Annotated in this window: 23 protein-coding genes and 2 pseudogenes; 12 read left to right on the top strand and 13 right to left on the bottom strand. The window is 59.7% G+C overall.

Annotation, left to right across the window (positions count from 1 at the left end; translation table 11 throughout):
- The first annotated feature begins 59 nt into the window (after positions 1–59).
- On the top strand, positions 60–968 hold the full coding sequence (locus FBY04_RS09465; RefSeq protein ID WP_145315073.1) for a DMT family transporter: 909 nt from the start codon (positions 60–62) through the stop codon (positions 966–968).
- Positions 969–1073: 105 nt separating this feature from the next.
- Here FBY04_RS09465 and FBY04_RS09460 read toward each other — a convergent pair whose 3' ends face one another.
- From FBY04_RS09460 to cysK, 4 genes are all read right to left on the bottom strand, one after another.
- Positions 1074–1937 (bottom strand): DMT family transporter, encoded by an 864-nt coding sequence (locus FBY04_RS09460; protein ID WP_084323273.1) that lies wholly within the window; start codon positions 1935–1937, stop codon positions 1074–1076.
- 96 nt (positions 1938–2033) lie between these two features.
- A complete protein-coding gene (locus tag FBY04_RS32325) occupies positions 2034–2198 on the bottom strand; it encodes a hypothetical protein (protein WP_167362920.1) in 165 nt (54 codons plus the stop codon).
- Between the two features lie 243 nt (positions 2199–2441).
- Positions 2442–3380 (bottom strand): aspartyl/asparaginyl beta-hydroxylase domain-containing protein, encoded by a 939-nt coding sequence (locus FBY04_RS09455; RefSeq protein ID WP_145315072.1) that lies wholly within the window; start codon positions 3378–3380, stop codon positions 2442–2444.
- A gap of 220 nt (positions 3381–3600) precedes the next feature.
- On the bottom strand, positions 3601–4575 hold the full coding sequence (cysK, locus tag FBY04_RS09450; protein WP_084323271.1) for a cysteine synthase A: 975 nt from the start codon (positions 4573–4575) through the stop codon (positions 3601–3603).
- A gap of 127 nt (positions 4576–4702) precedes the next feature.
- On the opposite strand from cysK, the gene FBY04_RS09445 reads away from it, so the two are divergent.
- The 3 genes from FBY04_RS09445 to FBY04_RS09435 all read left to right on the top strand — a co-directional run bounded on the left by FBY04_RS09445 (position 4703) and on the right by FBY04_RS09435 (position 7980).
- Positions 4703–5779, top strand: coding sequence for a DUF748 domain-containing protein (locus FBY04_RS09445; RefSeq protein WP_084323270.1), 1077 nt, complete (start codon positions 4703–4705; stop codon positions 5777–5779).
- A 164-nt stretch (positions 5780–5943) separates the two neighbouring features.
- Positions 5944–6789: a MoxR family ATPase gene (locus tag FBY04_RS09440; RefSeq protein WP_007984829.1), complete on the top strand. Its 846-nt coding sequence runs from the start codon at positions 5944–5946 to the stop codon at positions 6787–6789.
- A gap of 12 nt (positions 6790–6801) precedes the next feature.
- Positions 6802–7980: a VWA domain-containing protein gene (locus FBY04_RS09435; protein WP_084323269.1), complete on the top strand. Its 1179-nt coding sequence runs from the start codon at positions 6802–6804 to the stop codon at positions 7978–7980.
- A 185-nt stretch (positions 7981–8165) separates the two neighbouring features.
- Here FBY04_RS09435 and FBY04_RS09430 read toward each other — a convergent pair whose 3' ends face one another.
- Positions 8166–8918 (bottom strand): 5-oxoprolinase subunit PxpA, encoded by a 753-nt coding sequence (locus FBY04_RS09430; protein WP_084323268.1) that lies wholly within the window; start codon positions 8916–8918, stop codon positions 8166–8168.
- Between the two features lie 44 nt (positions 8919–8962).
- Positions 8963–9289: pseudogene (locus FBY04_RS09425) on the bottom strand (MFS transporter); the annotation flags it as partial.
- Here FBY04_RS09425 and FBY04_RS09420 point away from each other — a divergent pair.
- Positions 9277–10184: pseudogene (locus FBY04_RS09420) on the top strand (LysR family transcriptional regulator). The pseudogenes FBY04_RS09425 and FBY04_RS09420 sit on opposite strands and share 13 nt — an antisense overlap.
- 91 nt (positions 10185–10275) lie before the next feature.
- On the opposite strand, the gene FBY04_RS09415 reads toward FBY04_RS09420, so the two are convergent.
- Genes FBY04_RS09415 through FBY04_RS09405 form a run of 3 tightly spaced genes read right to left on the bottom strand, consistent with a single transcriptional unit; the run spans position 10276 to position 12134 of the window.
- A complete protein-coding gene (locus FBY04_RS09415; RefSeq protein ID WP_084323267.1) occupies positions 10276–10818 on the bottom strand; it encodes a DUF2937 family protein in 543 nt (180 codons plus the stop codon).
- 11 nt (positions 10819–10829) lie between these two features.
- Positions 10830–11606 carry a class II glutamine amidotransferase gene (locus FBY04_RS09410; protein ID WP_145315071.1) on the bottom strand — a complete coding sequence of 259 codons (777 nt, stop codon included), beginning with the start codon at positions 11604–11606 and terminating at the stop codon, positions 10830–10832.
- A gap of 30 nt (positions 11607–11636) precedes the next feature.
- Positions 11637–12134 (bottom strand): MFS transporter, encoded by a 498-nt coding sequence (locus FBY04_RS09405; protein WP_145315070.1) that lies wholly within the window; start codon positions 12132–12134, stop codon positions 11637–11639.
- A 230-nt stretch (positions 12135–12364) separates the two neighbouring features.
- On the opposite strand from FBY04_RS09405, the gene FBY04_RS09400 reads away from it, so the two are divergent.
- Both FBY04_RS09400 and FBY04_RS09395 read left to right on the top strand, forming a co-directional pair.
- Positions 12365–14419, top strand: coding sequence for a S9 family peptidase (locus FBY04_RS09400; RefSeq protein WP_145315069.1), 2055 nt, complete (start codon positions 12365–12367; stop codon positions 14417–14419).
- Positions 14420–14631: 212 nt separating this feature from the next.
- Positions 14632–15105, top strand: a complete 474-nt coding sequence (locus FBY04_RS09395; protein WP_084323263.1) for a cyclic nucleotide-binding domain-containing protein — start codon at positions 14632–14634, stop codon at positions 15103–15105.
- On the opposite strand, the gene FBY04_RS09390 is transcribed toward FBY04_RS09395, so the two are convergent.
- Entirely contained in the window at positions 15102–15392 is a 291-nt protein-coding gene (locus FBY04_RS09390; protein ID WP_084323262.1) for a hypothetical protein, read from the bottom strand. The genes FBY04_RS09395 and FBY04_RS09390 overlap by 4 nt on opposite strands.
- 92 nt (positions 15393–15484) lie before the next feature.
- Here FBY04_RS09390 and FBY04_RS09385 point away from each other — a divergent pair, with 92 nt between their 5' ends.
- The 4 genes from FBY04_RS09385 (at position 15485) to FBY04_RS09370 (ending at position 17740) form a co-directional block, all read left to right on the top strand.
- Positions 15485–16171: a spermidine synthase gene (locus FBY04_RS09385; RefSeq protein WP_145315068.1), complete on the top strand. Its 687-nt coding sequence runs from the start codon at positions 15485–15487 to the stop codon at positions 16169–16171.
- A gap of 48 nt (positions 16172–16219) precedes the next feature.
- The gene (locus tag FBY04_RS09380) at positions 16220–16591 is read left to right on the top strand and encodes a YajD family HNH nuclease (RefSeq protein ID WP_084323260.1); all 372 of its coding nucleotides are present in this window, start codon (positions 16220–16222) and stop codon (positions 16589–16591) included.
- A 208-nt stretch (positions 16592–16799) separates the two neighbouring features.
- Positions 16800–17270, top strand: a complete 471-nt coding sequence (locus FBY04_RS09375; protein WP_017336996.1) for an RNA methyltransferase — start codon at positions 16800–16802, stop codon at positions 17268–17270.
- Positions 17271–17362: 92 nt separating this feature from the next.
- Complete coding sequence (locus tag FBY04_RS09370; RefSeq protein WP_145315067.1) at positions 17363–17740, top strand: DUF2892 domain-containing protein; 378 nt, start codon at positions 17363–17365, stop codon at positions 17738–17740.
- Positions 17741–17842: 102 nt separating this feature from the next.
- Here FBY04_RS09370 and FBY04_RS09365 read toward each other — a convergent pair whose 3' ends face one another.
- Entirely contained in the window at positions 17843–19072 is a 1230-nt protein-coding gene (locus tag FBY04_RS09365; protein ID WP_145315066.1) for a hypothetical protein, read from the bottom strand.
- An 18-nt stretch (positions 19073–19090) separates the two neighbouring features.
- The gene (locus tag FBY04_RS09360; RefSeq protein ID WP_145315065.1) at positions 19091–19540 is read right to left on the bottom strand and encodes a YcgN family cysteine cluster protein; all 450 of its coding nucleotides are present in this window, start codon (positions 19538–19540) and stop codon (positions 19091–19093) included.
- 279 nt (positions 19541–19819) lie between these two features.
- Here FBY04_RS09360 and FBY04_RS09355 point away from each other — a divergent pair, with 279 nt between their 5' ends.
- Entirely contained in the window at positions 19820–20413 is a 594-nt protein-coding gene (locus FBY04_RS09355) for a nitroreductase family protein (RefSeq protein WP_084323256.1), read from the top strand.
- 140 nt (positions 20414–20553) lie between these two features.
- Here FBY04_RS09355 and FBY04_RS09350 read toward each other — a convergent pair whose 3' ends face one another.
- Entirely contained in the window at positions 20554–21486 is a 933-nt protein-coding gene (locus FBY04_RS09350; RefSeq protein WP_084323255.1) for a D-2-hydroxyacid dehydrogenase, read from the bottom strand.
- Positions 21487–21604 lie beyond the last annotated feature (118 nt).

Below are 21604 nucleotides of genomic sequence, written 5' to 3'. Positions count from 1 at the left end.
GGTTGCCATAGGCAAGGCTCTCGGCAACACTCTCGTCCCCATCAAGGAAGGAGTGCGCCGTGAGCCCTGTCGATACCATTCGTTTACTGTCGCTGGCGGCCATCTGGGGTGCGAGCTTTCTGTTCATGCGCATCATCGCCCCGGTGATTGGCAGCATCCCCACGGCGTTTTTCCGCGTCTCGATTGCGGCGGTGGGGTTGCTGGTGATTCTTGGGCTGATGCGCATCAGCTGGGATTTCAAAGGCAAACTGAAAACCGTGATGCTGCTCGGGGTGATCAACTCCGGGATTCCGGCGACCCTCTATTCCGTGGCGGCCCAGGTGCTGCCGGCCGGTTATTCGGCAATCTTCAACGCCACCACGCCATTGATGGGCGTGTTGATCGGCGGGCTGTTCTTCAGTGAAAGGCTCACTGCCGCCAAGCTGGGCGGGGTATTCCTCGGCCTGTTCGGCGTGGGCATCCTGACCCGTGCCGGCCCGGTGGCGTTCGACCTGCAACTGCTGATGGGCGCCCTCGCTTGCCTGCTCGCCACCACCTGTTATGGCTTCGCCGGCTTCCTTGCTCGCCGCTGGCTCGATCAGGCCGGTGGTCTCGACAGCCGTCTTTCGGCACTGGGCAGCATGCTTGGGGCGACCTTGTTTCTGTTGCCGCTGTTCGGTTACAGCGTGATCAGCCAGCCACCGGCGAGCTGGGGCGGTTGGGACGTGTGGTTGTCGTTGCTGGGGTTGGGGCTGGGCTGCACGGCGTTGGCGTACATCGTTTACTTCCGCTTGCTCAGCTCGATCGGGCCTTTGAAATCGATGACAACGACGTTCTTGATTCCACCGTTCGGGGTGTTGTGGGGGGCGTTGTTGCTGGATGAGCCGCTGTCGATGGCGCACGTTTATGGCGGGGTGTTGATTGCGCTGGCGTTGTGGTTGGTGTTGAAACCTTCAGTGATGAAGAAGGTTGAGGTGGCAGTCCGGTAGTTGTGCGGTGATGCAAATGCCGCCATCGCGAGCAGGCTCGCGATGGCGGCGGGCCGCTCTAAGAGCGGAGCCGCCATCCCCCCAAAAATGGATATGTCCCCCCCTTCACCCGGTCTTACGAAAAACAAACACCAGACCAACAATGATCAACACCATCCCAAGCATGCTCAACAGCGCCAGCCGATTGCCGAAAAACAGGTAATCCATCACCGCCGTCACTGCCGGCACCAAATAGAACAGACTGGTGACATTCACCAGATTACCCCGTGCAATCAGCCGATAAAGCAACAGCGTCGCCAGCACCGACACCACCAACCCCATCCACAACACCGGCACGACAAAGCCACTGCTGTGCTCGAAGTGAAAGGGCTGGAACGGCACGAAGACCCCGCACAGCAACAATCCCGCAAGGTACTGCACAGGCAATGTGCCAAGAGGATTATCAGTGATGCGCTTTTGCATGATCGAACCTAACGTCATGCTCGCCAACGCCAGCAAACCGAAGAACATCCCCGCCAGCGACATGCCCGCCAGACCGATGCCCTGATACACCACCATGATCAAGCCCGCCAATCCCAGCGTCAGACCGAACATCCGGCTGGCTGAGCGCTGCCGCTCCATGATCACTACCGTGAGAATCGGCTGCACGCCCATGATCGTGGCCATTACCCCCGGCGTAACTTTCAGGTCCAGGGCCAGCAGATAGAAAATCTGATAAGCCCCCAACAACACCACACCCGTGGCCATTGCATACAGCATCGGTTTGCCACGCTTGGGCAGTTTCAGCTTGAGCAACGGCACCAGCAGCACCAACCCACACAGCGCGATGGCAAAGCGAATCAGCAGAAACGCGAAGGGTGACGCGTGGGCCAGCCCCCATTTGGAGAAGATCGCCCCGCTGCTCCACAGCAGGACGAACAGGCTCGTGGACGCCGCCGCGAGCGCGGATTTTTTCGAAAGGACAAACATGAAGACCACCTGTAGTCAGGCAAAAAGCCAACTCAGCCGAGGCTGAAATCCAGTAGTTTTTTCAGGCAGGCTCGGGGCACAGCAAAAAGAAGCTGATCAGCCCGAAACGCCAACGCCCGGCGGTGATACGACTGCGTACACCGGCGTGCTACGGACAGGTGGGGGGTAATGACTGATCTGCGCAGGCTGCTGATTCCCGCACGGCACGACGCCAGCGTTGACCGCTGAATCGACTACCGCGTTGATGTGGGATGCAGGCATGGGCTGATCTTTTCTGATGGGGTGGACGGTGAGTTGGAAATCACCGAGCGCCGACTATAACCAGTGGGTGACATGGATTGCAATGACTTGGCCAAAGGTGCTCAGAGACAGTCAGCGACGCCTTCTGGAAATACTTGCGAAGGGGATCGAAGGCGAAGAACCTGACGTGCTCGCCGGGCGCCGATGAAATTCGGGGCAAAAAAAACCGCTCGAAAGGAGCGATTTTTTCATTTGAAAATCGAATCACCCAAACAACCAATACCCCAACAACGTCAACACCAGCACCGCCAGCACCGGCCGCAACACGCGATACGCCTTGGGATTGCGACGCTTCCACCGCTTGACCACACCACTGACCTTGTCACTGGAACTCTTGCTCCAGGCATAAGCCTTGTTGATCCCGCCAACCCGCTCATCGTCGAGGTTTTGCGGTGCCGTGGCGCGACCGAGCAGGCCGCTGATCGAGCGGTTGATCCGGGTCATGATGCGGTTGCTCAATGGACGTTCGACGTCGCAAAACAAAATGACCCGAGTCTTCTCGGTTTCGTTCTTGACCCAGTGCACATACGTCTCGTCGAACATCACATCCTCACCGTCACGCCAGGCGTACACCTGACCGTCGACGAAAATGCGGCAATCGTCGGAATTCGGGGTCGACAGCCCCAAGTGATAGCGCAAGGAACCGGCAAATGGATCGCGGTGCGGGTTGAGATGACTGCCGCCGGGCAACAGCGCAAACATGGCGCCTTTGACGTTGGGGATGCTGCTGACGAGGGCCACGGTTTTCGGGCACAGCGCTTCGGCGGATGGCAGGGGTTTGTCGTACCACTTGAGGTAGAAGCGCTTCCAGCCTTTCTTGAAGAACGAGCCAAATCCGGCGTCGTTGTTTTTCTCGGCGGCGCGAATGTAACCCTCGTCGAACAGGTGCATCGCTTCGTCGCGAATGACTTCCCAATTGTCCTTCAGCACGTCCAGTTCGGGGAATTTGCTGCGGTCCAGGTAAGGCCTGGAGGGCACGCTGGAGAACAGGTACATCAAGGCGTTATAAGGCGCGAACAGCGCGGAGTGGTTGACGAACTGACGCAGGGCCGGCAAACGCGCCTTGCCGCGCAAATGCACATAAAGCGTACTGCCCAAGAACAGCAGCAACAGCGACGCCTTTGCGGCAAAGGAAAAGGTCATCAACAACTCCTTGAGAAAAAACAACTCTGCACAACGCCATTTACCCGACGTTGCAGTTGGCCATGATAAACACTACCGGCCTCGGGAAAAACCCGCCTGACTCAACATTCACTGTTAAGGATTGTGCAATAAAGCACTTCTTATCATAAGTCTCCTGAACGGGGGCTGACCTGAATCAACCCCTACCGCAAGGTCAAAAGATCGCAGCTTGCGGCCGCTCCTACTGCTGATTCTCCTGCTCGGTAAACAAGTCACTGAACAGCATGCTCGACAGGTAGCGTTCGCCAGAATCAGGCAGGATCACCACGATCGTCTTGCCCTGCATTTCCGGGGTTTCCGCCAGGCGTACGGCCACGGCCATGGCAGCACCACACGAGATACCGCACAAAATCCCCTCTTCCTGCATCAGGCGCAGGGCCATGGCCTTGGATTCATCGTCGGTCACCAGTTCGACACGGTCCACCATCGACAGGTCCAGGTTCTTCGGTACAAAACCGGCGCCGATTCCCTGGATCTTGTGCGGACTCGGTTTGATCTCTTCACCGGCCAGTTTCTGTGTAATCACCGGCGAAACCACCGGTTCAACCGCCACGGAAAGAATCGGTTTACCCTGGGTATTCTTTATATACCGCGAAACACCGGTAATGGTTCCGCCCGTTCCAACGCCCGCCACCAGCACATCGACTGCGCCATCGGTGTCATTCCAGATTTCCGGACCAGTGGTTTTCTCGTGGATGGCAGGGTTGGCGGGGTTCTCGAACTGCGCCGGCATGAAGTAGAGGGACGGGTCGCTGGCGACGATCTCCGCGGCCTTTTCGATCGCGCCCTTCATGCCTTTGGCCGGCTCGGTCAGCACCAGTTCGGCGCCCAGCGCCTTGAGCACTTTGCGACGCTCAATGCTCATGGACGCTGGCATGGTCAGCATCAGCTTGTAGCCTCGTGCAGCGGCGACGAACGCCAGACCAATGCCGGTATTGCCGGAAGTGGGCTCGACGATGGTCATGCCTGGCTTGAGTTTGCCGGTGCTTTCGGCGTCCCAGATCATGTTCGCTCCGATCCGGCACTTGACCGAATAACCGGGATTGCGCCCCTCGATCTTGGCCAGGATGGTCACGCCACGCGGAGCGATGCGATTGATCTGCACCAGCGGTGTATTGCCGATGGAATGGGCGTTGTCAGCAAAAATACGGCTCATGGCTGGGTCCTTATGCAGCGTTGAATTAGCCCTTCACGGTATGCCTGTTGCCCGTGGTCGTCCAGTCAGGTCGAACGTCCGCTGACCACCGCAGTCAATGGTTTTACATCGCTGGAGATTTGCCATCATGAAACGTCGATACAGCTGGCCCCTGTGGATCCTCGTCGGCCTCGTTGTGCTACTGATTACGTTGCATGTTGCCCTGCCCTACATGGTGCGTGACTACCTGAACGACAAGCTCGCCGACATGGGCGACTACCGCGGACAGATCACCGACGTAGACCTGGCTCTGTGGCGAGGCGCCTACAAAATCAACGGGCTGAAAATCGTCAAGGTCGATGGCAAGGTCCCGGTGCCGTTCGTCACTGCGCCGTTGATCGACCTTTCTGTCAGCTGGCATTCGCTCTTGTACGACCACGCGGTGGTGGCCAAGGTGCAGTTCTTCAACCCCGAAGTGAACTTCGTCGATGGCGGCGCCAACAAGCAAAACTCGCAGACCGGCCAGGGCACCGACTGGCGTGCGCAATTGAGCAAACTGGCACCGATCACCCTGGACGAAGTAAGAATCTTCGATGGCAAGATCAGTTTCAGAAATTTCAATTCCAAGCCGCCCGTCAACATGAATGCGACCCAGGTCAACGCCAGCATTTATAACCTGACCAACGTCGTCGACAAGGAAGGCAAGCGCGACGCACGCTTCGATGGCAAAGCGCTGCTACTGGGGCACGCCCCACTGGAAACCACCGCGACCTTCGATCCGCTGAGTAATTTCGAGGATTTCCAGTTCCGCCTGCGCGCCAGGGACATTGAACTCAAACGCATGAACGACTTCGCCTCGGCCTATGGCAAGTTCGATTTCAATGCCGGGCACGGTGATGTGGTCATTGAAGCGCAAGCGAAAAAAGCCCAATTGACCGGCTACATCAAACCGCTCCTGAAGGATGTCGACGTTTTCAACTGGCAGCAGGACGTAGAGAACAAGGACAAAGGGCTGTTCCGGTCGATTTGGGAGGCCATTGTCGGCGGCTCCGAAACCGTGCTGAAAAACCAGGGCAAGAACCAGTTTGCGACTCGGGTGGAACTGAGCGGCAACGTACATCGGCAAGATATCAGCGCGTTCCAGGCGTTTTTGCAGATTTTGCGTAATGGTTTTGTCCAGGCATTCAATGCCCGGTATGAGCGGCCCAAGCCGGAGGCCGGTTAAGACTGGTCAGCCCCGAAACCGAGTCAAGATGTGACGCCCCATTCAGAGACTGAATAAGCCGTCTGCGTTCACAGTCGACCGGGCAGCGCGTTATAGTCGGGTACTACAACTATTGCGCCCCGCCCTGCCCGTCAGGTCGGCGTTTACCGTTCGAGGATTAGCAGATGAAGTTCGAAGGCACCCAGGCCTACGTCGCCACCGATGACCTGAAGCTGGCGGTCAACGCCGCCATCACCCTGGAGCGTCCGCTGCTGGTCAAGGGCGAGCCAGGCACCGGCAAGACCATGCTGGCCGAACAGCTGGCGGAGTCCTTCGGCGCCAAGCTGATCACTTGGCATATCAAATCCACCACCAAGGCGCATCAGGGCCTGTACGAGTACGACGCGGTCAGCCGCCTGCGCGATTCGCAGCTGGGCACGGAAAAGGTCCACGACGTTCGCAATTACCTGAAAAAGGGCAAGCTCTGGGAGGCTTTCGAGTCTGAAGAGCGGGTGATTCTGCTGATCGACGAAATCGACAAGGCCGACATCGAGTTCCCGAACGACCTGCTGCAAGAACTCGACAAGATGGAGTTCTACGTTTACGAGATCGACGAGACCATCAAGGCCAAGAAGCGCCCGATCATCATCATTACCTCCAACAACGAAAAAGAGCTGCCGGACGCTTTCCTGCGCCGCTGTTTCTTCCACTACATTGCCTTCCCGGATCGCGTCACGATGCAGCGGATCGTCGATGTGCACTACCCGGACATCAAGAAAGACCTGGTCAGCGAAGCGCTGGACGTATTCTTCGACGTGCGCAAGGTGCCGGGCCTGAAGAAAAAGCCATCGACCTCCGAACTGGTGGACTGGCTGAAGCTGCTGATGGCCGACAACATCGGCGAAGCCGTGCTGCGCGAACGCGATCCGACCAAGGCGATCCCGCCGCTGGCCGGTGCTTTGGTCAAGAACGAACAGGACGTGCAATTGCTTGAGCGTCTGGCGTTCATGAGCCGTCGCGGCACCCGCTAAGAGGCTGATGCCATGCTGCTCAACCTGTTCAATGAAATGCGTGCAGCCAAGGTGCCGGTCTCGGTGCGCGAGCTGCTGGACCTGATCAACGCGCTGAAACAGCGCGTGACCTTCGCCGACATGGACGAGTTCTATTACCTGTCCCGGACGATCCTGGTGAAGGACGAAAAGCATTTCGACAAGTTCGACCGAGCCTTCGGTGCTTACTTCAATGGCCTGGAAAAACTCGACGACCACCTTCAGGCCTTGATTCCCGAAGACTGGTTGCGCAAGGAATTCGAGCGTTCACTGACGGAAGAAGAGCGCGCGGCGATCCAGTCCCTTGGTGGCCTGGACAAGCTGATCGAAGAGTTCAAGAAACGCCTCGAAGAACAGAAAGAACGCCACGCCGGCGGCAACAAATGGATTGGCACCGGCGGCACCAGCCCGTTCGGCTCAGGGGGCTTCAACCCGGAAGGCATTCGGGTCGGCGATGCCGGCAAGCGGCAGGGCAAGGCGGTCAAGGTCTGGGATCAACGCGAATACAAAAACCTCGACGATTCGGTGGAACTGGGCACGCGCAACATCAAGGTTGCCCTGCGCCGGCTGCGTAAATTCGCCCGTCAGGGTGCGGCGGAAGAGCTCGACATCGATGGCACCATCGATCACACCGCTAAAGATGCCGGGTTACTGAACATCCAGATGCGGCCGGAACGGCGCAACACCGTCAAGCTCTTGCTGCTGTTCGACATCGGCGGCTCGATGGATGCGCACGTGAAGATCTGCGAAGAGTTGTTCTCGGCCTGCAAAACCGAGTTCAAGCATCTTGAGTACTTCTACTTCCACAACTTCATTTACGAGTCGGTGTGGAAGAACAACATGCGCCGTACCTCCGAGCGCACCTCGACCCAGGACTTGCTGCACAAGTACGGCGCCGACTACAAAGTGATCTTCATCGGTGACGCCGCCATGGCGCCCTATGAGATCACCCAGGCCGGCGGCAGCGTCGAGCACTGGAACGAAGAAGCCGGGTACGTGTGGATGCAGCGGTTCAAGGAAAAGTACAAGAAGCTCATCTGGATTAACCCGTATCCGAAAGATACCTGGGGCTATACGTCGTCGACCAATATCGTGCGGGATTTGATTGATGACCAGATGTACCCGCTGACATTGCGGGGGTTGGAGGAAGGGATGCGGTTTCTTTCCAAGTAGAGTTGTTCGTTGTCTGTGAAGGCCTCTTCGCGAGCAAGCCCGCTCCTCACAGTTGATCTCCAGCACACACATAATTTGTGTACGACGGAAATCCATGTGGGAGCGGGCTTGCTCGCGATGCTTTTAGCGGTTCAAAAACCGGCGCACCCTCAGGCAATCCAGCGCCACCACTTCCACCCGAGGATTCATGGTGCGCTCTGCTGATCGAGGGCATCGCGAATCCGCCGTACCGCGGCCACCGAACTGGCGTTGTCGCCGTGCACGCACAAGGTGTTGGCCTGCAAATGCAAGGCGCTGCCGTCGCTGGCGGTAAGGTTGTCGCCACGGGCGATGGTCAGCGCCTGTTCAATGATTTTTTCCGGATCGTGATGCACCGCGCCCGGCAGTTGTCGCGAGACCAGCATGCCGGCGCTGTCGTAGGCGCGATCGGCGAAGGCTTCGAACCACAGCGTCACACCGTACTCATCGCCCAATCGCTGTGCGGCACTGTTGTCGCGAGTCGCCATCAGCATCAGCGGCAAAGTCTTGTCATAAGACGCCACGGCTTGCAGGACGGCGCGCAATTGCGCCGGGTTGGCCATCATGTCGTTGTACATCGCGCCGTGAGGTTTGACGTAGCTGACACGCCCGCCTTGCGCCCGGCAAAGACCGTCGAGAGCGCCGATCTGATAATGCAGAATGTCCTGAAGTTCCTGGGCGGCATACGCCATGGAACGACGGCCGAAGCCCACCAGATCCTGATACGCCGGATGCGCGCCAATCCGTACGCCATTGCTCAGGGCCAGGCTGACGGTCTTGCGCATGATGCTCGGGTCGCCGGCGTGAAAGCCGCAGGCGATGTTGGCGCAGTCGATGAAGGGCATGACCTCGGCGTCCAGACCCATGGTCCAGTTGCCGAAACTCTCGCCGATGTCGCAGTTCAATAGCAGGCGGCTCACGGTGAACACTCCTGTAGGTTTTATTCTTTTCAGATGTGGGCAGATTACTGCGCATCCAGTTGTTTGCCACGGGTTTCCGGCAAACTCAACGCCGCAAGAATCACCACCCCGTAGGACACCGCCGCAAACGCTCCGATGCCGACACTCAGTGGCACCTTCTGGCTAAGCAAGCCGATCAACAGCGCGAACAACGCCGCCAGCGCCCGGCCGATGTTGTAGCAAAAGCCCTGGCCCGAGCCGCAAATCCGCGAGGGAAACAGCCCGTAGGAACCGACGATCACCATCGCCAGATAACCACCCGTGCCGAGTACGCTCAAACCGCGCTCGTTTTTCAGAAAAGTCGGAAGCCAGGACGTGATTGCGTAGTAGCCGGGTCGCCCGACTCAAGAGTTTTCGCCTGACCGCGGACAAGCTGTTCACTACCCAGGCATCGATCTCCAGCCGCATCGCCGTGCTCGAAGGCGAACTCGGGGTGAAGCTGTTCCTGCGTGATTCGCGCGGCGTGAGCCTGACGCCCGAAGGCTTGAAAGTGCTCGAATACGCCGAGCAAATGATGGACACCATGCAGGCGCTCAAGCCGTCGATCGAAACCCGATCAAGCAAGGTGGGACGGGTGCGGATCGGCGTCATGGACACGGTGATTCATACCTGGCTGAGCCCGTTGGTGGCGCAGATGACGGATCACTATCCGCTGGTGGAAATCGAGCTGGTGGCCGATACCTCGCACAACCTCTGCGACCAGCTGCAAAAAGGCTTTCTCGACCTGATCCTGCAAACCGATCTGCTACGCCAGGAAAGTGTGCGCAGCCTGGAACTGGCCAGTCACCCGATGGGCTGGATCGCGGCCAGCAACTCGATCTACAACCGCGAGTATTCCGGCGTGGCCGATCTGGCGCGGGAGCGGATCATCACGTATTCGAAAACTCACATCCGCACCAGGAAGCTCTCGCACTGATGCAGGCCAATGGCGTCATGACGCCGCGGCTTAACTGCGTGAACTCGGTGTCGGCGATTACCCGGTTGCTGCGAGACGGTTTCGGCATAGGCGCGTTGCCACCGGTGCTGGTAGCCGAGGAACTGGCGCGGGGGGAACTGACCTTGCTGGCCATCGATCAGCGCCCGCCGGATTTGCAGGTGGTGGTGTCGTGGCGAACCGGGGCGGAATGGGTCGAGGAGATTGTGGCGTTGTGTCAGCACGTGCTGGCGGGGTATGCGCGCAAGGTGGGTGAGCGCTACATCGTTCTGAGCAAACCTTCGGTTAGCTAAATCAAAAGATCGCAGCCTGCGGCAGCTCCTACAGGGTGTACATCATCCCAATGTAGGCGCTGCCGCAGGCTGCGATCTTTTGATCTTTCGCTTAGAGCCCGCGCAAATCCCGCTCTTCAATCGGCCGGCTCTGGCGCAGGCGCTTGCCACCCAGCACCACCCAGTCGATCAGCCGGAACAGGCATTCAATCCCGAACGACAATAACAACGCGCCGCTCATGCCCCAGATCATCGCTTCCGGTGTCAGCAGGATCTGGTAGCTGTAGCCGTTCCAGGCTTCCTTGCGGATATCCGGGTCGGCGGCCAGTACAACCTGCAGGAAACGGATGTACCACGGGCCTTGCATGGCTTGGTATTGCTTATCGAGGGCCAGTTGACGGGTGAGCAGGTTGCTCAGGCTGTCGGCATCGCTGCGAAAAATCGGGTCTTCGCTGGCGCGGTAATGGGCGACCAGGGCCTGCATGTCACCCTTGAAGAATTGATTGGCGGTGCCCTGGAAACCGCTCAGGCCGGCCTGCGCCTCGATCAGGTGGGCTTCGACCCGCTTGGCGTAGTCGTTGATGAACCCCGGCACCTGGACACCGATCAACAGGCCCGCCGCGAACAACACCAGCCGTAGATAACTGAGCAACATGGGAGCGTCCTTTATTCAGTCTTGCCCTGGCTGACGCATTCACCACGTCGCCACAGGCTCCATTGGCCCGGTTCGTAGCGGGTCCAGGTTTCGTTTTCGGTCAGGGGTTCGGTGGCGATCACCGTGACCACATCGTTGGGCGTGGTTTCGGCCTGGAAGTCGACGATCACATCGACATCTTTCAAGCGCGCCGGGCCGAACGGTGCACGGCGGGTAATCTGCGCCAGTTTGGTCGAGCAGTAACAGAACAGCCAATCGCCATCGCTGAGCAGGCAATTGAACACACCTTTGCTGCGGTATTCGGCGCAGGCGGCCACCAGATCGGGCAAAAGCGCTTCGATCTCTACCGGTTCCGGAAACGCTGCGCGCACACGATTGAGCAAATCGCAAAAGGCCGCTTCGCTGTCGGTATCGCCGACCGGGCGGTAAAAGCTTGTGATCGCTTGAAAATCCGCGAGCTGGCCGTTGTGGGCGAAACACCAGTTGCGCCCCCACAGCTCGCGAACGAACGGATGGGTGTTGGACAGGCAGACCTTGCCGACGTTGGCCTGGCGGATGTGCCCGATCACCACCTCGCTCTTGATCGGATAGCGCTGCACCAGGTTCGCGACTTCCGACTCACTGCTGGCCGCCGGGTCCTGGAACAACCGCAGGCCACGGCCCTCATAGAACGCGATGCCCCAACCGTCACGGTGCGGACCGGTACGGCCGCCGCGCTGCATCAGCCCGGTGAAGCTGAACACGATATCGGTCGGCACATTGGCGCTCATGCCCAATAACTCACACATGCTCGGACTCTCTGTAAGGCAGGGGCAAGGTTACAAACGCGGTTCTACGCGCATACGCTGAGGGTTGCTCGGGACCGGCGGGCGACCATAACGGTCATCACCGGCACCGCCGAAGGGATGATCCTCTTCAGGATCGTCGGCCTTGGCCGCCGCCTTGGCAGCCGCCGTCCGTTCCTTGCGCGCATTGGCGGCACGTTCGATCGGGAAGCGGATCGCGACGAACACCAGATAAATGCCGAAGGCGATCATGCCGTACATGAGCAGGTCGGAGACCGCCCGCCAAGCGTTGTTGCCCACCTTGAACGCGAGGTCCAGGGCGGTAATGGCGATGGCAGGGGCGACCTTTTCCTTCACCGGATCGATGATCGTCGGACTGAACAGCAACACGGCGACCAGCAGCCGCAACGGCTCGCGCAGCCAGCGCCACATCCAGCGGGTCATGCGCATCCAGACCAACAGGCAGCCTAAAGCGGCGAAGGCGTAGAGGCCCCAAGCGATCAGATAGTCGTTCTCGGTCATGGTGTCCATGGCAAGGCAGGCAAAGAGGCGCTTATAGTAACGACTTTTCGCACATCAGGCTTGTCCCAATGCCAGTCGGTCAACACTCCGGACCTGTGGGAGCGGGCCCGCTCGCGAAAGCGGCGGGTCAGACAACAGAAATGTTGAATGCGCCGCTCCCACAGGGAACTGTGTAAGGCATCAGGATTTTTCCTGCACCCTGCGAAGCCCCAATTCCGTACATCGTCCGAGAGCCCTTCATGCCCGTATCCGCCAACATCACCAGCGCCCCGATTGCCCGCAAGGCTGAAGGTCCTGACCCGTATGCCTGGCTGCAGGAACGCGACACCGACGCGGTGCTCGATTACCTCAAGGCTGAAAACAGCTACCAGGAAGCGCAAACCGCCGATCAGGCAGGGCTGCGCGAAACCCTGTTCGAAGAGATCAAGGGCCGGATTCTCGAAACCGACCTGTCGCTGCCCTCCCCGTGGGGCCCGTATCTGTATTACACCCGCACCACGGCTGGCGACGAATACGCCCGACACTACCGCTGCCCGCGTCCGGCCGACGACAGCCTGCAGCTCGATGAAGCCCACGAACAACTGCTGCTGGACCCGAACGAACTGGCCAACGGCGGTTTCTTTTCCCTGGGTGCGTTCAGCATCAGCCCGGACCATCAGCGTCTCGCCTACAGCATCGACTCCACGGGCGATGAGATTTACACCCTGTTCGTGAAGGAATTATCCAGCGGCCGCGTCAGCGAACTGGAATTCGCGGACTGCGACGGCAGCATGACCTGGGCCAATGACAGCCTGACGCTGTTCTTCGGCGAACTGGACGACACCCACCGCCCGCACAAACTGTTCCGCTACCGACTGGACGGCACGGCGGCCGAAGAAGTGTTCCACGAGACGGACGGCCGCTTCTTCATGCATTGCTATCGCTCGAGTTCGGAGCAGCAATTGCTGCTGGCGCTGGGCAGCAAGACCACCAGCGAAGTCTGGGTACTCGACGCGTGCCAGCCGCAACAGGCGTTTACCTGCATCGCGCCGAGGGTTGAAGACCATGAGTACGACGTTGATCATGGCGTCCTCGATGGACAATGGACCTGGTTCATTCGCACCAACCGCGACGGCATCAACTTTGCCTTGTACACGGCTGTCGATACTGGCATCGCACCGACGGAAGCCGACTGGCAGAACCTGATTCCCCACAGCGACACCACGATGATCGACGGCATGAGCCTCAACGCCGGAGCCATGAGCCTCAGCCTGCGTGAAGGTGGCTTGCCGATCATCGAAGTCCACCCGCAAGGCTTGCCGAGCTACCGCGTGCAGTTGCCGGATGCGGCCTACAGCCTGCACGTGCAAAACAGCCTGGAATTTGTCAGCGACCGCATCCGCTTGCGTTACGAAGCGCTGAACCGTCCGGCGCAGATCCGCCAACTGGAACTGGTCAGCGGCGAACAGAAAGTGTTGAAGGAAACCCCGGTGCTCGGCCCGTTCGACGCCGACGCCTACGTCAGCCAGCGCCTTTGGGCGACAGCGCCGGACGGTACGCAAGTGCCGATCAGCCTGGTCGTCAAACGCGAAGCCCTTGGTAAGCCGACGCCACTTTATCTGTACGGCTACGGCGCCTACGGCGAAAGCCTCGACCCGTGGTTCTCTCATGCGCGCCTGAGTCTGCTGGATCGCGGCGTGGCGTTTGCCATCGCCCACGTGCGTGGCGGCGGCGAACTGGGTGAAGCCTGGTATCGCGCCGGCAAACAGGAACACAAGCACAACACCTTCAGCGACTTCATCGCCTGTGCCGAGCACCTGATCGCCAACGGCTTCACCACCTCAAAGCAACTCGCGATCAGCGGTGGCAGTGCTGGCGGTTTGCTGATTGGCGCGGTGCTCAACATGCGTCCGGAGCTGTTCGGCGCGGCCATTGCCGAAGTGCCGTTCGTCGACGTGCTGAACACCATGCTCGACCCGGATCTGCCGTTGACCGTTACCGAATACGACGAGTGGGGCAATCCTGAAGAGCCGGACGTTTATGATCGGATCAAGGCCTATGCCCCGTACGAAAACGTCACTGCACAGGCTTATCCGGCGACGTTGGTAATCGCCGGCTACAACGACAGTCGCGTGCAGTATTGGGAAGCGGCGAAGTGGGTAGCGAAATTGCGCGCAACCAAAACCGACACCAACCCGCTGCTGCTCAAGACCGAACTGGGCGCCGGGCATGGCGGGATGAGCGGTCGTTATCAGGGATTACGTGACGTAGCACTCGAATACGCATTTGTTTTCGAGGTTTTGGGGATTGCCTGAGGAACTTGGCCTGACATGTCGGTCTTAAGACCAGACACCGGGTCTACTCCCACACAATTCCAATGTGGGAGCGGGCTTGCTCGCGAAGAGGCCAGCACATTCAACATCAATGTTGGCTGTTCCACCGCCTTCGCGAGCAAGCCCGCTCCCGCAAGGGATTGAGGACATCCCGAAAAACCGGAACCAGACACAAGAAAAAAGACCGTGACGACATGTCAGAACCGACCCTGTTAAACAACGAAATCCGTGACTGGCTGATGGACTGCGGCCTGTTCGATCAACTGCTGCCCGCCGACTTCGCTGCGGCCTCAGGCTACTTCAGCATCAGCACCGTGGCCGAAGGCGAAGAGATTTTCCACGAAGGCGATGCCGGCAGCTTCATGTGCATCATCCACACCGGCCAGGTGGCGGTGCAGAAAACCAACAGCGACGGGCAACGGGTGACCATGGCCACCTTGCGCAGCGGTCGCGCATTCGGCGAAATGGCCGTGCTTGATGGCGAGCGACGTTCCGCCAGTTGCGTGGCGGCGAGCAATTGCCAGCTGCTGAACCTGGGCAAGGACTCGCTGGAAAAAATGCTCAACGACGCGCCGAAAATCGCCGCCAAGATCATCCGCGCCCTTGCCGTTTCGCTGTCTAAACGTCTGCGCATGGCCGACGGGCAACTGCTCTCGCAACAGGTCTAACCGCCCGGCGACTTGATCTTCGTGCGGTTATCCTCCAACCCCGGCAAGGGCTGGTCCTTGGGCGGGCTGGGCACTTCGATCGGTGGCAACAGCGGCGGCCCGCCACTGCCGGGCCCGGCCTTGGGCACGCTGTTGGGGGTGATCTGCGGGTACGGGGTCGGTGTCGCGGTGCCGGGTGAACCGGGCAGCGGCGCCGGGCTGGTCGGAATCGTTTGCAACTGCTGGGCCTGCACTGCAGTTATCGAGAGCGCGGCCAAGGCAATGACCGTTAGAATGGTGCGCTTCATCAATGGCTCCGTTAGCCTTGTTGTCTGTTTGCAGGCTACTCCCAACTGCGTTCGTTTGCCTCCCCTCTGCCCATCCTTCTCAAGAGAGCCCCATGAAACGTTTCGTTCTGCTCGACACCGCCCCCATCCCTGAAAACGGCGGTGCCCTGTGCCTGTTCGAATACGGTGAGGATTTCGTCATCAAGATCCAGGGCGGCGACGGCGGACAGCTGATGAACACCCGCATGCATGGCTCCGAAGATGCATTGGCAGAAATTCCGTGCCGCAAAGTGGCTGGACGGCCGAATTCGCGGGTGCTGATCGGTGGCCTGGGCATGGGTTTCACCCTCGCCTCGGCCCTCAAGCATTTGGGCAAGTCCGCAGAAGTGGTGGTCGCTGAACTGGTGCCCGGCGTGGTTGAGTGGAATCGCGGGCCATTGGGCGAGAAATCCGGCAACCCGTTGCTTGATAAGCGCACGGTGATCCGCATGGAAGACGTGGCCAAGGTGCTGCAAGCCGAGCCGCAAGGTTTCGACGCGATCATGCTTGACGTCGACAATGGCCCCGAAGGCCTGACCCAGAGGGCCAATAGCTGGCTCTACTCCGACGGCGGCCTTGGCGCCTGCGCCAAAGCCCTGCGGCCAAAAGGCGTGTTGGCCGTCTGGTCGGCCAGCGCCGACAAGCAGTTTTCCGACAAACTGAAGAAAGCCGGCTTCAAGGCCGAGGAAGTCCAGGTCTTCGCCCATGGCAACAAGGGCACCCGCCACACCATCTGGATTGCCGAGAAGCTCAAGGGCTGAGCTAAACTTCGTACATAACCGTCATTAGTCTTTTACAAAGGTGAACCCATGAGTTCGTCAACGCCGACCAACACCTCGAAGCTGGACCGCATCCTCGCCGACAACCAGCGCGACAAGGAAATGGGTTACCGCGACAAAGCCCTGAAAATGTACCCGCACGTGTGCGGCCGCTGCGCCCGCGAGTTTTCCGGCAAGCGCCTGAGCGAACTGACCGTGCACCACCGCGACCACAACCACGACAACAATCCGCAGGATGGATCGAACTGGGAACTGTTGTGCCTGTATTGCCATGACAATGAGCACTCGCGGTACACCGATCAGCAGTATTTCGATGAGGGCTCGTTGAGCACGCCGAAGATTGCCAAGGCGACGCATAACCCGTTTGCGGCGTTGGCCGGTTTGATGAAGAAAGACGAATAGTCTTCAGCGACTGACCCGGCCTCTTCGCGAGCAAGCCCGCTCCCACATTCGATCTTCAGTGAACACAGGTTATGTGTACGACCGCGATCAAATGTGGGAGCGGGCTTGCTCACGAAAGCGGTAGCCCAGACACCACCAATCTCAAACCAGACACCCCCTCCCCCAATCCCCGTATAATCGCCGTTTTTTCCCCGAAGGCACCCCGCTCGTGGCAGACAAACGGTACAGCTGCATTGGTTTGTTCAACCCCAAATCACCGGAAAACGTCGGCTCGGTCATGCGCGCCGCCGGCTGCTACAACGTGGCGTCCGTGTTCTACACCGGCAAGCGTTATGACCGCGCCGCCGACTTCGTCACCGACACCAAGCGCGTCCACTACGACATCCCGCTGATCGGCATCGACGACCTGAAAAAAATCCTGCCGCTGGGTTGCGTACCGGTCGCTGTGGAACTGGTCGAGGGTGCCCGCTCGCTGCCGGAATACACCCACCCGGATCGCGCGCTCTACATCTTCGGCCCGGAAGACGGTTCTCTGGATAAAGAGATTCGCGACTGGTGCGAAGACGTCGTCTACATCCCGACCACCGGTTGCATGAACCTCGCCGCCACGGTCAACGTCGTGCTCTATGACCGCATGGCCAAGGGACTCAACACCCGCTCCGGCCCGAAATTCCGCTGAATCGACACACATCCGATGGAACAAGCCGCCCGCCTCGGCAGTCAGCTTAATTATCTATTCTTGAAGCAGTCATTCCCGCCAGGAGACAGATCATGAGCGAACTCAAACGCGTAGAGCGCATCGAATCCACCCCGTTCCAGACCCATCCCGATCAGAACGTTCAGGGTTGGGAGCGCATCGGCTCTCTGGCCGGTGGCGTGGTCATGGTCGGCAAAGGCCTGCGTCGCGGCGGTGTATTCGGATTGATCCAGGTGGCCATCGGCGGCGTGGCGCTGGCCCGTGGCATTACCGGCCACAGTTCGGCCAAGAGCCTGCTGGAAAAGAGCCGTCAGGACATGAACAACGTGCGGGCGAAAATCGAACGTGCCGGGGAAGAGTTGGGTCGGCTGAAGGCGAATGCCGAGGCGGCGACCAAAACCGCGACCGTCACCGGGAATGATTCGCTGAAGTCGCCTAAAACCGGGGTTTGATCCAGAAGATGGGTTGAGGCTCAGGGCCCCTTCGCCAGCAAGCCGGCTCCTACAGTTGAAATGCGTTCCCCTGTAGGAGCCGGCCTGCCGGCGATTGCGGTATTACTGAAGCAACCCGCTATCGAGGACCTTGGATGACTCGCCAATAACACTCTCGGCCAGTTGAACAAACGCCTTGGTATCCACACTCTCCAGATGCATCGCCCCACGCAACACATCATCCAGCGATCGCTTGTTGCGGGTTTTAATACGAATTTCCTGATCCAGCTCTCTCAGCAACAAGACCGCTTTACCGATCTGCGCGGGGCTGACCTGCTCACCACGCAAGGTCGTGACCTTCTGGCCCTCTTTGGCCAGCTTCTGCTGCAGATTTTCATACCGCTCATCACTCATCCCCCCGGCGCGGCGCACCAGTTCGATCGCGTAATACTCGGCGAGCCCTTCGCTGATCCAGTCACTGCGCTGCTTGTCATTGACGCGCCCGAGCACCTGGACCAATTCACGCACCAGCGCACTGCTGCCGCTTTCGCTGACCAAAGGCAGACGCGTATTCAGATAGATCGATTCGCGTGCGGCCAGGCTGCCCCGCCACATCGGGTCGTTGGCACCGACAATCAGCAACTTGGCGGGATGACGCGGGAACACGTCCTGCACCTGCGGCCAGACGAACGTCAGCAGCGTCAGCACGTCCATGCGGCGCATGCCCTGGCCTTGGGGCGAGGCGACGGTGACTTCGGTTTCCCCCAATCGGGTGCGGCGTGTGCCGAGCTGGCCGGCAAGCATCCAGCCGGTAGGCCGGTCGAACAGGCGGGAGACGTTATCGATGCGGAACTTGTTCTTGCCGATCCGTGGCCAGGCGGTTTCGACGCTTTTCCAGCCGGAGGGCAATTCGAATTCCAGGCGTGAAACCAGCTCGATGCCATCCTGCTGATCGAGTTTGGCGGCAGGCACCAGATCGTCGCCACGCATCAATGCCCAACCCGGCGTCATGCGCGTGTCGAAGCTGCCCTTCTTGCGGCCATGGCTGATGCGCACACGGTAAGTCAGGCTGGCCTTGTCGGCGGCCGGGCGCCAGACACCACGGGCCGGTTTACCCGGCGTGAGCTGCCATTGGCCGTCGGCCTTGAAGTCGCTGTAGTCGCTGCCGTCGCCGAGGTCGAAATCCAGGCTGCGCACCGCCGATCCCTGGGCCAGGGTCAGGCGCACTTCAGCCTGATCGCTTTGCGGCAACAGGCGCACGTGGTAATCCAGATCGACCTTCTTCGCCGCCCACACGGGCGAGCTCAGGGCCAACAGCCCGACGGCCAGCGCCAGCCGCAATCCCACAGCCATACACACTCCTTTGTAAAACTAACCTGCGCGGAAAATCAGATGGTCTTCCCAATCCTCTTCGGCCACGCTGCCTTCGGCGAGCATGCGCCCGGACTGGGAAATGCGTTCGTGATGCACGGCGTCGCGATCACCGCACACCAAGTGGTGCCAAAGTGGCAAATCCTTGCCCTCGCTGACCAGGCGATAACCGCAGGTCGGCGGCAGCCATTTGAACTCATCGGCCTTGCCCGGCGTGAGCTGGATGCAATCCGGCACGAACTCGCGGCGGTTAGGATAATCGCTGCACTGGCAGGTTTTCAGGTCCAGCAACTTGCACGCGATGCGCGTGTAGTAAACGCTGTTGTCCTCTTCGTCCTCGAGTTTTTGCAGGCAGCACAAACCACAACCGTCGCACAGCGATTCCCATTCCTCCTGATCGAGTTGATCGAGGGTTTTGCGTATCCAGAACGGTTCGACTTTGGCGGCCATGGCTCAAGCATCAACATCAGGTGGTGAAAAGGCCGCCAGTCTAGTGTGCAGCGGCCCGCGGGCCAAGCATTGGCGACTGCCGGTAGAACGGGACTTGTCAGTTATTGCGCCGCCAAGTAGCTTTGCCAGTCGCAAGGAGCCAGACCTGCGTGCCATTAACGCCCAACGGCGTTGCATTCAGATGAAGTGCCAGGCTCACGAAAAACCTCATCGCCCAGCCAACTGCGCCGCCGGTTTTTTACTCGACCCTCTGACTCACATGTCGCAAGGAATCTCTGCATGAGTGCCAATCCACGCGTTGCCGATTACGCCATCCACCCGCAATTCACCGATCGCTGGTCACCCCGCGCCTTCACCGGCGAAGCTATTCCAGAAGAAACCCTGCTGAGCTTTTTCGAAGCCGCACGCTGGGCGCCATCGGCCTACAACTCGCAGCCTTGGCGTTTTCTCTACGCGCGCCGCGATACGCCGAACTGGGAGCGCTACCTGGGTTTGCTGAACGAATTCAACCGCAGCTGGGCGCAACACGCCTCGGCGCTGGTGATCGTGATCTCGAAAACCACCTTCGCGGTGCCAGGCGCCACCGAAGAAACCCCGGCCCTGTGGCACACTTTCGACACCGGTTCGGCCTGGGGCCACCTGGCGTTGCAAGCGAGCCTCAGCGGCTGGCACACCCACGGCATGGCCGGTTTCGACCAGGAGCTGACCCGCAAGGAGCTGAACATTCCGGAAGGTTACGCCCTGCACGCGGCGATTGCGGTGGGCAAGCTGGGGGATAAAGCAACCCTGGCGGATTACCTGCAGGCACGTGAAGAACCGAGCCCGCGTCGTCCGTTGAGCGAACTCGCAGCTGAAGGCGACTTCACCCTCTAAGCCACACCGCAAAATCGATGTGGAAGCGGGCTTGCTCGCGAAGGCGGTGTATCAGTCTCCATTTGTATCGACTGATACACCGCCTTCGCGAGCAAGCCCGCTCCCACAGGTTTTGCACACTATTCAAGTCAATGTTGGGTTCAATACCCGCGATTGAAATCCACTTCCCCGCGCAACGCTTCGCCCGCCTGATACGCCCGCACATTCTCGACAAACAGCTTCACCATCATCGCAGGCGAAGTCGGTGCCGAACTGTGCCCGGTCAGCAGCAAGCCCCAGGCCGTCCAGAACGGGTGACGTTGCGGCAGCGGCTCCTGACGGCAGACGTCGATCACCGCGCCTGCCAGATGCCCTTCCTTCAAGGCTTCCACCAGATCCGCATCGACCACCGCCACGCCGCGCCCGACATTGATGAACAACCCGGTCGGCTTGAACTGCTTGAACAGCGCCGCGTCGTACAAGTCGTGGGTCGTCGGTGTATTCGGCAGCAGATTGATCACGTAATCCACTTCACCGACCAGGCGCGGCAAGTCCGCCAACGCGCCCACTTCGACAAACGGTGCCTGCTCGCGAGCTTCGCTGGCGATGCCATACAACTCAACGCCAAACGGCAGCAGAAACTGCGCCACGGTCTGACCGATGTCGCCGGTGCCGACGATCAGCACCTTGCGCCCCGCCAGGCTTTGGCCCTGGCGGCTGTCCCATTTACGCTCGACCTGACTGACCAGGCGCGGCAAGACTTCGCGCTCGTGGCCGAGCATGTAGGTCAACACGTATTCGGCCATGACTTGACCGAAAATCCCCACCGCGCGGGTCAGGCGATAGTGGCGTGGCAGGCCGTCGGCCAGCAGCGGCGTGATGCCGGCCCAGGTCGATTGCAACCATTGTGGCTGGTGCCCCTGACGCAACAGGGTCGCCAGAAGGTCCGGCTGCCCCAGCCAGATCGGGCAATCGGCGGCCTGGCTGGCCAGTTCAGCGGAGTCGCCGCTGGTCAGCACTTCCAGATCAGGCGCCGCCTGGCGCAACAGTTGGGCATATACAGCGTGGTCGTGTTCAGCAATCAGAACGCGCATGGTTCAAACCTTTCAAAAGCAGTGCAGACGGCCGCCGAGAGAGTATCGATCCCTCATCGCGGTCATCGCCAAAATCATTCCAGTGTTTCACGCAGACTCTGAACAGAGCCTGTCTGCC

Origin of the sequence: Pseudomonas sp. SJZ080 (assembly GCF_007828295.1) — a bacterium.
GTDB classification, from domain to species: Bacteria; Pseudomonadota; Gammaproteobacteria; order Pseudomonadales; family Pseudomonadaceae; genus Aquipseudomonas; species Aquipseudomonas migulae_A.
This window is presented reverse-complemented; position numbering and strand designations above follow the sequence as displayed.

Excerpts from the sequence above, each read along its gene's own strand:
- FBY04_RS09440 (WP_007984829.1), top strand. The coding sequence starts at position 5,944 with ATGAAGTTCGAAGGCACCCAGGCCTACGTCGCCACCGATGACCTGAAG.
- FBY04_RS09445 (WP_084323270.1), top strand. The coding sequence starts at position 4,703 with ATGAAACGTCGATACAGCTGGCCCCTGTGGATCCTCGTCGGCCTCGTT.
- FBY04_RS09435 (WP_084323269.1), top strand. The coding sequence starts at position 6,802 with ATGCTGCTCAACCTGTTCAATGAAATGCGTGCAGCCAAGGTGCCGGTC.
- FBY04_RS09405 (WP_145315070.1), bottom strand. The coding sequence starts at position 12,134 with ATGGACACCATGACCGAGAACGACTATCTGATCGCTTGGGGCCTCTAC.
- FBY04_RS09415 (WP_084323267.1), bottom strand. The coding sequence starts at position 10,818 with ATGTTGCTCAGTTATCTACGGCTGGTGTTGTTCGCGGCGGGCCTGTTG.
- FBY04_RS09395 (WP_084323263.1), top strand. The coding sequence starts at position 14,632 with ATGTCAGAACCGACCCTGTTAAACAACGAAATCCGTGACTGGCTGATG.
- FBY04_RS09380 (WP_084323260.1), top strand. The coding sequence starts at position 16,220 with ATGAGTTCGTCAACGCCGACCAACACCTCGAAGCTGGACCGCATCCTC.
- FBY04_RS09455 (WP_145315072.1), bottom strand. The coding sequence starts at position 3,380 with ATGACCTTTTCCTTTGCCGCAAAGGCGTCGCTGTTGCTGCTGTTCTTG.
- cysK (WP_084323271.1), bottom strand. The coding sequence starts at position 4,575 with ATGAGCCGTATTTTTGCTGACAACGCCCATTCCATCGGCAATACACCG.
- FBY04_RS09370 (WP_145315067.1), top strand. The coding sequence starts at position 17,363 with ATGAGCGAACTCAAACGCGTAGAGCGCATCGAATCCACCCCGTTCCAG.
- FBY04_RS09460 (WP_084323273.1), bottom strand. The coding sequence starts at position 1,937 with ATGTTTGTCCTTTCGAAAAAATCCGCGCTCGCGGCGGCGTCCACGAGC.
- FBY04_RS09360 (WP_145315065.1), bottom strand. The coding sequence starts at position 19,540 with ATGGCCGCCAAAGTCGAACCGTTCTGGATACGCAAAACCCTCGATCAA.
- FBY04_RS09350 (WP_084323255.1), bottom strand. The coding sequence starts at position 21,486 with ATGCGCGTTCTGATTGCTGAACACGACCACGCTGTATATGCCCAACTG.
- FBY04_RS09390 (WP_084323262.1), bottom strand. The coding sequence starts at position 15,392 with ATGAAGCGCACCATTCTAACGGTCATTGCCTTGGCCGCGCTCTCGATA.
- FBY04_RS09385 (WP_145315068.1), top strand. The coding sequence starts at position 15,485 with ATGAAACGTTTCGTTCTGCTCGACACCGCCCCCATCCCTGAAAACGGC.
- FBY04_RS09400 (WP_145315069.1), top strand. The coding sequence starts at position 12,365 with ATGCCCGTATCCGCCAACATCACCAGCGCCCCGATTGCCCGCAAGGCT.
- FBY04_RS09410 (WP_145315071.1), bottom strand. The coding sequence starts at position 11,606 with ATGTGTGAGTTATTGGGCATGAGCGCCAATGTGCCGACCGATATCGTG.
- FBY04_RS09365 (WP_145315066.1), bottom strand. The coding sequence starts at position 19,072 with ATGGCTGTGGGATTGCGGCTGGCGCTGGCCGTCGGGCTGTTGGCCCTG.
- FBY04_RS09355 (WP_084323256.1), top strand. The coding sequence starts at position 19,820 with ATGAGTGCCAATCCACGCGTTGCCGATTACGCCATCCACCCGCAATTC.
- FBY04_RS32325 (WP_167362920.1), bottom strand. The coding sequence starts at position 2,198 with ATGCCTGCATCCCACATCAACGCGGTAGTCGATTCAGCGGTCAACGCT.